The sequence below is a fragment of the Providencia sp. PROV202 genome, from assembly GCF_028479565.1.
Taxonomy (GTDB): Bacteria; Pseudomonadota; Gammaproteobacteria; order Enterobacterales; family Enterobacteriaceae; genus Providencia; species Providencia zhijiangensis.
The window spans coordinates 25,710-38,674 of the sequence record NZ_JAMPNV010000015.1; the positions used below are offsets into that span (position 1 = coordinate 25,710).

The window sequence follows — 12,965 nt, forward strand, 5'->3', positions numbered from 1 at the left end:
GAATTAGCAGTCTAAGCAATGTCGGTCAGTATTTTTTAATATAAAAATCGCTACAAAGTAGCAAACAAAACAATAAATTCCCCGTTTCTACAAGGCTGGGGAACAGCGAAAGCTGAACAATAATCAGGTTGCGACAATAAGAGGGGAAGAACCCCTTTATTTAGGAATAACTTAATATGTGTGGAATTGTTGGTGCTGTCGCACAACGTGATATCGCGGAAATTCTGTTAGAAGGTCTTCGCCGTTTAGAATACCGTGGTTATGACTCTGCGGGTATGGCGGTGGTTGATCATGAAGGTCATCTGCAACGCTTACGTGAAGTCGGTAAAGTACAAATGCTGGCGGAAGAAGCAGAAAAGAACCCAGTTTCTGGTGGAACGGGTATCGCGCATACTCGCTGGGCAACTCATGGTATTCCAAGCGAGCGTAACGCTCACCCTCATACCTCGGGTTACATTGCCGTTGTTCATAACGGAATTATCGAGAACTATTTAGAACTGAAAGAAGAGCTGAAAAAACTCGGCTATATCTTTAGTTCAGACACTGACACTGAAGTAATTGCGCACCTTGTTCACCATGAACAGCAGCAAGGCGGTACATTATTGGAAGTGGTTCAGCGCGTGATCCCGCAATTACGTGGCGCTTATGGCACCGTGATTATGGATAGCCGCAACCCAGAATTATTAGTCGCAGCCCGCTCTGGTAGCCCGTTGGTTATCGGTCTGGGTGTTGGCGAAAACTTCTTAGCTTCTGACCAACTGGCATTATTGCCTGTGACTCGTCGTTTTATCTACCTAGAAGAAGGGGATATTGCGGAAGTTACTCGTCGCACTGTGCGTATTTTTGATAAGCAAGGCGCGCCAGTTGAACGTGAGCAAATCGAATCGAATGTTCAATACGATGCAGGTGATAAAGGCACATACCGCCATTACATGCAAAAAGAGATCTATGAACAGCCGATGGCGATTAAAAACACCCTCGAAGGGCGTTTTAACCAAGATAATGGTATCGACCTTAGCGAATTAGGCCCGAAAGCTAGCGAAATTCTGTCTAAAGTCGATCATATCCAAATCGTTGCTTGTGGGACTTCCTACAACGCTGGTATGGTTGCACGTTACTGGTTTGAATCACTGGCGGGTATTCCTTGTGACGTGGAAATTGCGTCTGAATACCGTTACCGCAAACCAGCACACCGTAAAGGCAGCTTGATGATCACCATTTCCCAATCAGGGGAAACGGCGGATACACTAGCCGCTCTGCGTTTGTCTAAAGAGTTAGGCTACTTAACGTCTCTGGCGATTTGTAACGTTGGCGCATCTTCATTAGTCCGCGAATCTGAGTTTTCTCTGATGACCAAAGCGGGCGCGGAAATTGGCGTCGCTTCCACCAAAGCATTCACAACCCAATTAACGGTATTGTTGATGCTGGTGGCGTATATGGGACGCCTGAAAGGGGCTAACCCAGAACTGGAAGAGCGTATTGCTCATGCACTTCACGCACTGCCAGCGCGTATTGAAAGCATGCTGTCTCAAGACAAAGTGATTGAAGCGTTAGCGGAAGATTTCTCAGACAAAAACCACGCGCTGTTCTTAGGTCGTGGCGATCAGTTCCCTATCGCTGTTGAAGGCGCACTGAAACTGAAAGAGATTTCGTATATTCACGCTGAAGCGTATGCCGCGGGCGAATTAAAACATGGTCCATTAGCATTAATTGATGCGGATATGCCGGTTATCATCGTTGCACCGAACAACGAACTGTTAGAAAAACTGAAATCTAACATTGAAGAAGTTCGTGCGCGTGGTGGTCTGCTGTATGTATTCGCTGACCAAGATGCTGGTTTTGTGGCAAGTGAAAACATGAAAATTGTTCCCCTGCCGCATGTAGAAGAGTTAATCGCACCAATTTTCTATACCGTTCCTCTGCAACTGCTTTCTTACCATGTTGCGTTAATCAAAGGAACTGACGTAGACCAGCCGCGTAACTTGGCAAAATCAGTGACGGTTGAGTAATCTCGCACTGATTTAAAAATCCAGCCGGTGTCCTGTAACAGTACACCGGCTTTTTATTGCTTCTCTATTCTTACTCATCATTTAAATTTCCCTGCTGAACTATAACAAACCGATGCTAATTAGTTGCTTGTGTATGCATCTATTCGCTATCAATTTCACGTATACTTAATTTTCTTGATGCAGTATTGAGCAATAATAAACAACAATAAAAATCAGCAGAAGGCGACGTGGATGGCAGAGATTGAATGGTTAAGTGCGGTTGTCATCGCAATCACGATAGGGTTTTGGGCGACAGGAAAACTACCAGAATATTTAGTAGCATTACTGTTTTTAGCAGCAGCGGCATGTTTACATCTAGCGCCAACCAATGTGATTTTCTCAGGGTTTACCTCAGAAGCATTTTGGCTCGTTTTAAGCGGCTTTATTCTTGGGTTTGCCATCAATAAAGTGGGGCTGGCGGAACGTATTGCGCAGCATATCTCAGGACGTTTTACCAAATCCTGGCTCTCATTGATCATTGGCGTGGTGATCCTCGCGTATGGGTTGGCGTTTATTATGCCGTCGAATATGGGACGAATTGCGTTACTGATGCCGATTGTAATGGCAATTGCGGATAAAGTCGGGCTAGAAAGTGGCAGCCGAGGGCGCATCGGGTTAGCGTTGGCAGTGGGTTTCGGTACCTTCCAGCTTTCTGCGACAGTGTTACCTGCGAACGTGCCCAACCTTGTTATGGCGGGGGCGATAGAAACTACTTATCACCTTAAACTTTCCTATTTAAATTACCTGTTCTTGCACATGCCAATCTTGGGATTGATTAAAGGCGCAATGGTGGTGCTGTGTATCTATTTTCTATTTCCTGCCAAATTGCAGCAGGTGGTTGAGCAAAAAAACTTACCACCGATGAGCCGCGATGAGAAAAAGCTCGGTGTTGTGCTGGCGGTCACGTTGCTTTTTTGGATAACGGATACTACACACGGCATTTCACCGGCATGGGTGGGACTCGTCGCGGCATGTTTCTGCTTGTTGCCTAAAGTTGGTTTTGTCACCAATGACGAGTTTGTTAAAGCGGTGAATATCCGCACATGTATCTATGTGGCAGGGATTTTGAGCCTAGCAACATTGGTGAGTTATTCCAATGTTGGAATGGTGGTTGGTACTTACTTACAAAAGATGCTGCCACTTGACCCAAATAGCCCGTTTATGGATTTTGGTAGCTTAGTGGGACTGACTAGCGGCTTAAACTTTGTGGTGACGGCAAACGGCGTTCCAGCACTCTATACACCGTTAGCGGAATCACTCTCTAATGCCACGGGCTTACCGCTGATTGCGGTTTTAATGGTACAAGTTATCGGTTATTCGACACCTTTATTGCCTTATCAAGCGTCCCCGATTGTTGTCGCGATGGGAATGGGTAAAGTGCCGTTAATGGATGGGGTGAGGCTGTGCCTGATCCTGTTTATTTTGACCTTTTTCCTCTTGGTGCCGCTGGATTATTTCTGGTTTAAATTGCTGGGCGTGATCCCTTAATCACGATTTGGGTGACCGACATGTAGTTAGCGGTTTTATAAAGATAATAAAAATCCGGTCAGGAATACGCCTGACCGGATTTTGTTTTTTAATCGATATCAACCTTACAAGAAGGCTTTATACGGCAATTCAGGTTCGTTTTTAAAGATATCTTGGAAGCCTCTGAAATGCTGATAATGCATGCGCCCTTTATCGGTTGGGTAGGTATATTTCCCGCCAACTTGCCAGAAGAATGGGGCAAATTTATATTGCAGACGCTCTTTTTTCATATTCCATAGCACTTCAATTTCACGAGGATCATTTTGGAAGTTAGCCCAAATGTCGTGGTGGAATGGAATAACCGTCGTGCAATCTAGTGATTCTGCTGCACGCAATATATCGGAAGAGGTCATTTTGTCGGTGACACCGCGCGGGTTTTCACCGTAAGAAAGCAGTGCAACATCGATATTGTAGCGGTTGCCGTGCGCCGCATAATAGTTGGAATAGTGAGAATCTCCAGAGTGATACAGCGAGCCACCAGTGGTTTCAATCAAATAGTTTACTGCACGCTCATCCATACCGTCCAAAATGGCTTTGTCATGGGAAGAAACGCCTTTTGGTAAGGTCACTAGCGCTGTACGGTCGAATGAATCTAAAACACGGATTTTCATATCGCCAATTTCAATCACATCGCCCACTTTGGCCACAATGCAGCGATCTTCCGGTACACCCCAACCTGTCCATAGGTTAACGCAGGCTTGTGGACCAATAAATTTAACGTGGTCTCCGCAGTTTTGTAGCACTGCCGCCGCAACGTTGACATCAATATGGTCAGCGTGGTCATGGGATGCCAAAATGGCATCGACATCTTTAATCGCAAAGGGGTCGAGCGGAAAAATCGCGGTACGTAAGTTGGGTTGTAGGGCTTCAACTCCGCCCATACGCATCATTTGATGCTGCTGATTCATCAGTGGGTTTTTTTGGGTCTTTTTACCTGTACCACACCAAAAATCGATGGAAATGTTAGTATTACCTTCGCTTTTCAACCAAATACCTGTACAGCCCAGCCACCACATAGAAAATGTGTTTGGTTCTACGACGGTTTTTTCGATCTCTTCATTGAGCCAGGTTCCCCACTCTGGGAATGTACTTAAAATCCAAGATTCACGGGTAATTTCATTTACTTTACTCATAGCAACACCTTTCCTATCCAGAATTTCAAATGTAAGGGATTAGCGCCTTATTCATGAAAATAAGGCGAAATACAGAATAAATTTGTTAATTCGTTGAATTAGATAGTTAATCTAATTATACAAGGATGACTTGCGTGCCTTGGGCTTCGATGGCTTTGATAATTTTTGGATCGGCGTTCTTACCAGTGATGAGATAGTCAATTTTTTCGGCAGGGCAAAATAACATTCCTGTTCGACTTCCGACTTTTGAGCTATCCACAACGACAACCAATTTATCAATACGATCGAGCATCTGTTGCTCCGCGACCGCAGTCAGCATATCTGTTTTGTACAGCCCTGTTTCGGTTAAACCTTTCCCTGAAGTAAACATCCAGTTACCGGCATATCCCATCAATGTGCTTAATGCTGGATTGAGGAAAATACCTTGTGTTCGGTTATATTGCCCGCCAATCAGAACCACATCTTCATGTTCTTCTTCAATCAAATAGCTGGCGAGGGGGAAATAGTTCGTTACTATCTGAACCCCTTTTCCACACAGTTGCTGTCCTAGCAAAAATGCGGTGGATCCACAGTTGATAACAGCGCTATCTCCCGGTTGGCAAAGTTCTGCCGCTTTCATGGCGATTTGTGATTTTTCCTCATAATGGTCGGTGCTGTTGATATTCAGCGGTGACCATCTGAGTCTTTTTTCTTCAATGCGCTCTGCACCATTACGTATTTTTTTGAGTTTGCCTTGCTCATCCAGCTTGGCGATATCTCGGCGAGCAGTTGCAGGCGAGATATCAAAATGTTTTGTGATAAAAGATACGTTAATGATTTGATTTTCTTTCAATAAAGACAAAATTTCATGATGTCTTTGTGTCTCATTCATGTGTAGCGCCTTATTTCTGTATAATCATTTTTCGTCTTTAGTGATGATTATTATAATCACAGTACCATGACAACTTTTGACTCAAAATGATTGAATTTGATTCTATATGATCGTGGTGAAAATTGTCAACTCACTAAATTCAAAAATTACCCATGCCAATTTAATTCTTTAACTATATGTAAATATTGATTTTTACTATATTTGTTGTGATCGGCTCAACAAATGTAGGGTCTTTTACTGGTCAAAAAGTGTCACTTTAAATAATCATAAATGAGCAAATGGTGATTACTTATGATTACAAAATGTATTTGAGTGATTAAATTGATGAACTGTTTGATTATAGCGTGAGAATGCTTGTCTGTGATCAGGGTAATGTAATTTTAAATAAGATAATAATTCACACTAAATTTGATTTAGGGGTAAAAATATGGATTTTCTGTATGACTCATTCTATATTTTTTACAGCCAAGTGATGACCAAAGCCCCGTTATTACTGGGATTAGTGACATTGATTGGCTACTGGCTTCTAAAGAGAGATGGCACAACCATCCTGAAGGGAACCATAAAAACGATTGTCGGCTTTATGTTAGTGCAAGTGGGAGCCGATACATTAGTCTCCAGCTTCAAACCTGTCATTGCAAAAATGTCAGAGTATCATCACCTTACCGGTTCAGTTATCGACCCATACACCTCAATGATGGCCACCATGGAAACCATGGGGGATAACTATTCATGGGTTGGATATACGGTTCTGATTGCATTGGCGATTAATATTCTTTTGGTACTTTTCCGCCGTATTACGGGGATCCGCACCATAATGCTGACGGGGCATATCATGTTCCAGCAAGCGGGATTGATCGCCGTATTCTATTTTGTGCTGGGCACCAGCATGTGGGAAACCATTATCTACTCAGCCGTTCTCATGGCGCTGTATTGGGGAATTTCATCCAATATAATGTTTAAGCCAACGGAATCAGTTACTGGGGGGGCTGGGTTTTCAATCGGTCACCAGCAGCAAGTCGCATCATGGGTTGCCACTAAAATTGCCCATAAACTCGGTGATAAAAACGATAGCGTTGATAATCTTAAGCTACCGAAATGGCTGCATATTTTCCATGATAGCATCGCAGCCACCGCGATTGTGATGACCGTTTTCTTCGGCATTATTCTTCTTTCCTTTGGGTTAACTAACTTGCAAGAAATGGCAGGGAAAACCCATTGGACTATCTATATTCTCGAAACGGGTTTGAAATTCGCGGTCGCCATTCAGATTATTGTTACTGGTGTGCGGATGTTTGTTGCTGAGCTTTCTGAAGCGTTTAAAGGGATTTCCGAGCGCGTTATTCCTAACGCGGTACTCGCCATTGACTGTGCCGCAATTTACGCTTTCTCTCCTAATGCCATGGTATTCGGCTTTATGTGGGGGGCGTTGGGGCAGTTTACTGCGGTATTGATTATGTTGGGATTAAGTTCCCCGATCATGATTATTCCTGGCTTTATCCCGATGTTCTTCTCCAACGCGACAATTGGGGTATTTGCTAACCATTTCGGTGGCTGGAAAGCGGTCATGAAAATCTGTTTCGTGATGGGGATCATTGAAGTTGTTGGGTCTGCATGGGCGATTTCATTATTTAGCCAGCAAGGAACGGATTTTAGCGGTTGGATGGGCATGGCCGACTGGGCGTTAGTGTTCCCGCCGGTGATGCAGGGGCTTTCCTTCTCCAAATATTTCTTCTTTGTCTTGATTGGACTGTCGTTTGTTTACATGTATTTTGCGTCGAAAAGATTGCGTGCGGAAGAAGATGCACAAGCCGCTACGGCAGCAGAGCCACAAGTGGAGCTGAGTGTTGAAAATGCGTCTGTCGAACCAATAGAACAGCCTATTTCTACGGGTGCTAGACCCGTCAGTATTCTCGCGGTATGTGGTAATGGGCAAGGTTCATCGATGATGATGAAAATGAAAATTGCTAAGTACCTTGAAGGTAAAGGCATTCCTCATGTGATGGATTCCTGCGCTGTCTCTGATTACAAATCAAAATTGGCGAATACAGACATTATTGTCTCTTCCAAGCATCTCTCTTCTGAAATGGATGCGGGGGAAGGTAAATTCGTACTGGGTGTGCAGAATATGTTAAATCCCAACTCATTTGGCGATGAATTACTGGCGATTATTCATAATAACTTTAGTGAATCGAAATAAATCCAATAACTAAATTTGTCATGGGGATTCAGTGATGTATGTCCATGACGATAGGAGAGCAATGCCATGGGTTTCAAACAATCTCTAATGGATAACAATTCCATTAAATTACATGCCTCAGCGGATAATTGGCAGGATGCAATTAAGATTGGCACCGATATGCTCATCGCATCTGGGGCGATTTTGCCGGATTACCATGAAGCCATTATTAGCAGCGTCAAAGAGTTAGGCCCTTATATCTGTATTGCACCTAATTTAGCCTTACCTCATGCCCGCCCAGAAAATGGCGTTTTAAAAACCGCATTTGCTTTGGTGACATTAAAAGAACCGATTGTGTTTGATGGGGAAAGTGAGCCTGTGGATGTCCTCATTACACTCGCTGGAAGTTCTTCTGATGAACATATGGAAGGCTTAATGGAAGTGACTCAAGTACTGGATGATGAAGAGAGCGAAACGGGGATTGATCTTGATAAAATTCGCCGTTGCACCAGTGCTGATGAGGTCTATCAGGTGATTGATGCCGCATTAGCTTAAGCCGTCATTCACCAGATACCCGATTTAATCTAAAACACTAGGATAATCAAATGACTAAACCTTTAATTCAAATTGCATTAGACCAAACCAATCTGAAAGATGCGCTGGCAGTTGCTGACAATGTGGAGTCTTTTGTTGATGTGATTGAAATTGGTACTATTTTGGCTTTTGCGGAAGGCATGAATGCGGTTTCAACCCTACGTAAAAATCATCCATCACACATTATTGTTTGCGATATGAAAACCACGGACGGCGGTGCGATTTTATCGAAAATGGCATTTGAAGCAGGCGCGGATTGGATCACAGTTTCAGCGGCGGCGCATATTGCCACTATTACTGCCTGCAAAAAAGTGGCGGAAGAATTTGGTCGTGAAATCCAAATTGAACTGTATGGTAACTGGACATTAGACGATGCGCAGCACTGGGTAGACTTAGGGATCAAACAGGCGATTTACCACCGTTCTCGTGATGCTGAGCTCGCTGGCGTGGGCTGGGGACCTGAAGATCTCACTAAAATGCGCCAACTTTCTGATTTAGGACTCGAACTGTCGATAACTGGCGGGATTGTGCCAGAAGATATTCACCTTTTCGAAGGCATCAAAGCTAAAGCCTTTATTGCTGGGCGTGCATTGGTTGGGGAAAAAGGAAAAGCCACCGCAGAAGCACTGCGTGAACAAATTGCTCGTTTTTGGTAATTGGTATTGATAGAAATCCCCTCGAAATTACCGAGGGGATTTTGTTTTTGGGTTTATAAGCGTTTACTTGGCAGTAGCATTACGGCAATACCGCCTATTACCGTCACCGCAGAGAACGCAGCAAAGTTCCAACTGCTGGCGACCCCAAGGCTGGCAATATAGGCACCAAACATAGGACCGGACATGGCTCCGACACGGGAGATACTCATTGTCCAACCTGTTGCAGAAGCCCGCACACTGGATGGATAGAAATGGGCGACATAGCCCGTCAAAATTAATGGCGCAGAAATACAGCCAATCCCCGCGAGACCAACAAGCAAATAATTCATATAGATATTTTGCTTGAAGACCATTAATCCAATCCCCATTGCACCGAGCATAAAGAAGAACGCAACTGTGCCGCGAGCGCCGCATTTATCGGCGACTTTTCCGAGGAATAACCCGCCTAATGCGGAAGATAAACTGAACACCACTAAGAACGTTAAGCTGGAGCCGAGATCATAACCTTCTTTACGCATGATGGATGGCAGCCACGTATTTAAGCCGTAAACGATGAAGCCTCCACAGAACAGCGCGACCCAAAAACAGCAAGTTGCTCGCAGGTTATCTTTGGAAAAGATAATCGCGACGACTTCTTTTAGGCTACGAGAAGCCTGCTTTTCTAGCTTCACGGGTTCGTGATAGGTGACTTCAAGTTTCTCCGCCAGTTTTCTCGCTTTTTCGTGTTGCCCTCGGTTATTGAGGTATTCAATCGACTCTGGTAACAGGCGGGACATTGGCCAAATTAATAATAAAGGTAATGACCCGACTATCATTACGCCACGCCAACCAAATTGACTAAGAATCGCAATCGCGACTAAGGCGGCACATAAGATACCCAGAGAGTAGCCGGAGTACATAATGGCATAGTTAAACGAGCGTTTTTCGGTTGGTGAATATTCAATGGTGAGGGCGGCAGCGACAGGGATCACGCCCCCAAGTCCGATTCCGCCGATAAAACGCATTAATCCAAAAAACCAAGGTGTTGGCGCTAAAGCAGTGGCTAACATGGTGGACGAGAAGAGCGTAACGCAGATTAATAGCATGCGTCGTCGACCATATAACTCGCTTAACGTTCCGATTATAAAAGCACCAAAGAACATTCCCACGAGGGTGTAACTGCTCAAGGCGCCTAATTCAATAGGGGTTAAATTCCACTCTTTATATTCAGAGAGTGTCGGTAAAACAGCACCCATCACCCCCACGTCATAACCTTCAAATAAAATGCTTAGCCAGCAAACCAACATGACTTTGAAGGTCGTGCGCTTTGAGGAGACAGATGTAATTTCAGATGTTTGTATTGTCATAAATCACTCTCTAATCGTTATTCGACCGATATTTTTTTAATGGCAAGTACGTATATTTTTTAAATCTGAAAAGCCGACATTACACTTTACTTTTTTAAGTTAAATCACAACAGAAATGTTAATAAAATGTACAATAAATGCAGGAATAGGATATTTATTGCAGTTTTTGTTTTTTGGTTAAATATTAATAAATCTTATATTTACTCGCTATTTTTGTTTCTGTTTTTAAGAATGAAAATGTTTTCCTATATTAGTTTTAAGCGGAAATTAAAAATAACAACAAATTTACATGTTATTGATATTTAATGATTTTAAAATAAAATAACGCGAGGTTATATTTATAATTAATAAGATAATTGCTAGATTGTTAATATGTTTATAGCCTAATTTTTTATTTTAAATATTAACCTTAAATCTTGAACAGATTAAGAGTGAATATCCAAAAAATGCAATTTAATATTTATTTGACATAAATTTAACATATGAATAATATTCGATGAGTTTGATTTTTGAACAATACCAAATGCAGGTAAATCGAAAATAGAATCGGAGAATTATTATGATAAAGCCATATGGTGTAGTGGGTTTAGTGCCAACAACGTGGGGAATAAAAACGCGTAGCGATATTATGAAAAATATCGACCATCTTGAAGAGCTATCTCACGGTGCGCTGTGGCTATCTTCATTGGATCTCCCTGTTCGTTTACTCGTTCTTCCTGAGGGAGCTTTACAAGGTTTCAACGATGAAGCGCTGGATTTGCCGATTGCTGAGTTTTTAAAAGATGGTGCCATTGATATCCCTGGTCCAGAGACTGACAGATTAGGCGAATTAGCGAAATCTCAAAATGTGTACATCATGGCACAGGCAAAAACCCGTGATCCAGATTGGCCGGGTATTATGTTTAACGTTGGGTTTATTATTGATCCCAAAGGCAACATTATTCTGAAACACCATAAAATGTCCTCTTTGTTGCCGTGTGAACGTTCGGCATCGCCTCATGATCTGTACGATGAGTGGATAAAAAAATATGGGCGTTCATTACAATCTTTTTGGCCAGTTGTTGATACTGAAATTGGTCGATTAGGGGTAATGATGGCCATGGAAGGCAACTTCCCTGAAAACGGTCGTGGTCTGGCATTAAATGGGGCAGAGGTGGTGTATCGCGCCTCATTACCGACACCATTTACTGAAAATGACCTATTTGAAATTTCTAACCGCGCCCGTGCGTTGGAAAATAACTTCTATGTTGTGGCGCCGAATATTGGCTCAATGTATATGTTCCCGACCACACAAGCACCAATTGACTGTGGTGGTGGTCGTTCACTGATTGTGGACTACAAGGGTAAAATTGTGGGTAAACAAGAGGATACTAACGGCTCAACCTATGTGTATGGAGTGATTGATATTGAAGCCATGCGCCATCACCGCGCAAACGCCTCGGTCAGTAATTGGCTGAAAGATATTCGAACTGAATGCGCTCAGCTCATTTATGAAACACCAATTTACCCGAAAAATACCTATTTACATGAGCCACAAGGCAATCATAAACACTACCGAGAAACCATTTTAAATAAGCAAATCGAGAAAATGATCGAGCGAAATGTGTTTGTGCCGAGTGTGTATGATAAGCAATGAAGCCATGATTAATAAAAAACCAACAGCGTGTATTACGTTGTTGGTTTGTTTAATTAATTATAAGCTAACGGATATCGCTATTTTCTATAACGATTATAGATTTCAATGGTACCTATAGACAGGGTGCGATTTAACTGTTTAGGCTGAGCAGCAAAATCAGCATCAATTAAAAACAGATTATTGTGCCTGTCTTTTTTTACGTTACCTTCGGAGCCAGGATCAAAAAGAGTGCGCCCTCTTGATTTAACAAAATCAAAAGCCTCCTTACCTTTTATCGATTTTCCATCAATAAATTTAGTGACTAAAATGACATTGCCGTTTGGTAGTGTAGTAGAGCGCGAAAAATTAACATCTTGATTTATTTCATTTAATACTCTAGCGCAGCGATCGTACTCAGCATATTTATTGTATTCAAATATTAAATCGCGATGAGGAATTTTAATCGCAAAGTCACCCATGCGATAGGCGGTTCCATATTCCCCCTTACCAAGATAATGACGATTGCCTAGGGTGACTGTGGGATATTCAGGGCTATTTTTGACTAAAAAGGTAGGTCGATGATCAGCACCGAGCGAATTATCTTTAAAGGCGATATTGATACGATGCAAGCTTTCTGTGAATTGGTCTATTTTTGCGATTTTAGGTTCAATATGTACGATCGGCTCAATATGTACTTTGTTAGGTACTAAATTCGTCTTTTTTTGTGTTTCTTGAAGGCGTCTTTCAGGTATAGCCAGCTTTACGAAACTCGGATGGGGTGGTGCGATTTCTGTCTTTTTTGTCTTCTTGGGATGTTTTAGCAATTTATTGAACAACCCGGTATTAAACAACCTGTTTACTCTCTCTATAAACACGTTTTTTTTGTTTTTAGGTTTCACCAAAGCGGGTTGGTTTTGTTCAATATATGGCTGAGCTACTTTACCTATGTATCCATTACTTATTTTATTCATTGAAAACTCTCCTTTTTAGATAAAA

Annotated in this window: 10 protein-coding genes; 6 read left to right on the forward strand and 4 right to left on the reverse strand. The window is 42.6% G+C overall.

Going from position 1 to position 12,965, the window contains the following annotated elements; genetic code table 11:
- The first annotated feature begins 176 nt into the window (after positions 1–176).
- Both glmS and PR799_RS11845 read left to right on the forward strand, forming a co-directional pair.
- A complete protein-coding gene (gene glmS, locus PR799_RS11840; protein ID WP_272522141.1) occupies positions 177–2,009 on the forward strand; it encodes a glutamine--fructose-6-phosphate transaminase (isomerizing) in 1,833 nt (610 codons plus the stop codon).
- Positions 2,010–2,240: 231 nt separating this feature from the next.
- Positions 2,241–3,536, forward strand: a complete 1,296-nt coding sequence (locus PR799_RS11845; protein ID WP_272522144.1) for an SLC13 family permease — start codon at positions 2,241–2,243, stop codon at positions 3,534–3,536.
- Between the two features lie 104 nt (positions 3,537–3,640).
- Here PR799_RS11845 and ulaG read toward each other — a convergent pair whose 3' ends face one another.
- Complete coding sequence (gene ulaG / locus PR799_RS11850) at positions 3,641–4,708, reverse strand: L-ascorbate 6-phosphate lactonase (protein WP_272522146.1); 1,068 nt, start codon at positions 4,706–4,708, stop codon at positions 3,641–3,643.
- 115 nt (positions 4,709–4,823) lie between these two features.
- Entirely contained in the window at positions 4,824–5,579 is a 756-nt protein-coding gene (gene ulaR / locus PR799_RS11855) for an HTH-type transcriptional regulator UlaR (protein WP_036950625.1), read from the reverse strand.
- Between the two features lie 427 nt (positions 5,580–6,006).
- Here ulaR and PR799_RS11860 point away from each other — a divergent pair, with 427 nt between their 5' ends.
- The 3 genes from PR799_RS11860 (at position 6,007) to PR799_RS11870 (ending at position 9,008) form a co-directional block, all read left to right on the forward strand.
- Positions 6,007–7,779 (forward strand): PTS ascorbate-specific subunit IIBC, encoded by a 1,773-nt coding sequence (locus PR799_RS11860; RefSeq protein ID WP_154628069.1) that lies wholly within the window; start codon positions 6,007–6,009, stop codon positions 7,777–7,779.
- 66 nt (positions 7,780–7,845) lie between these two features.
- On the forward strand, positions 7,846–8,313 hold the full coding sequence (locus PR799_RS11865; protein WP_154628068.1) for a PTS sugar transporter subunit IIA: 468 nt from the start codon (positions 7,846–7,848) through the stop codon (positions 8,311–8,313).
- 50 nt (positions 8,314–8,363) lie between these two features.
- A complete protein-coding gene (locus PR799_RS11870; protein WP_154628067.1) occupies positions 8,364–9,008 on the forward strand; it encodes a 3-keto-L-gulonate-6-phosphate decarboxylase UlaD in 645 nt (214 codons plus the stop codon).
- 53 nt (positions 9,009–9,061) lie between these two features.
- Here the strand turns inward: PR799_RS11870 and PR799_RS11875 are convergent, their stop codons facing one another.
- Complete coding sequence (locus PR799_RS11875; protein WP_272522148.1) at positions 9,062–10,354, reverse strand: MFS transporter; 1,293 nt, start codon at positions 10,352–10,354, stop codon at positions 9,062–9,064.
- Between the two features lie 559 nt (positions 10,355–10,913).
- Between PR799_RS11875 and PR799_RS11880 the strand changes: the two genes are divergently transcribed.
- The gene (locus tag PR799_RS11880) at positions 10,914–11,990 is read left to right on the forward strand and encodes a nitrilase-related carbon-nitrogen hydrolase (RefSeq protein WP_154628065.1); all 1,077 of its coding nucleotides are present in this window, start codon (positions 10,914–10,916) and stop codon (positions 11,988–11,990) included.
- Positions 11,991–12,067: 77 nt separating this feature from the next.
- On the opposite strand, the gene PR799_RS11885 is transcribed toward PR799_RS11880, so the two are convergent.
- A complete protein-coding gene (locus PR799_RS11885; protein ID WP_272522149.1) occupies positions 12,068–12,940 on the reverse strand; it encodes a hypothetical protein in 873 nt (290 codons plus the stop codon).
- Between the last annotated feature and the right edge of the window lie 25 nt (positions 12,941–12,965).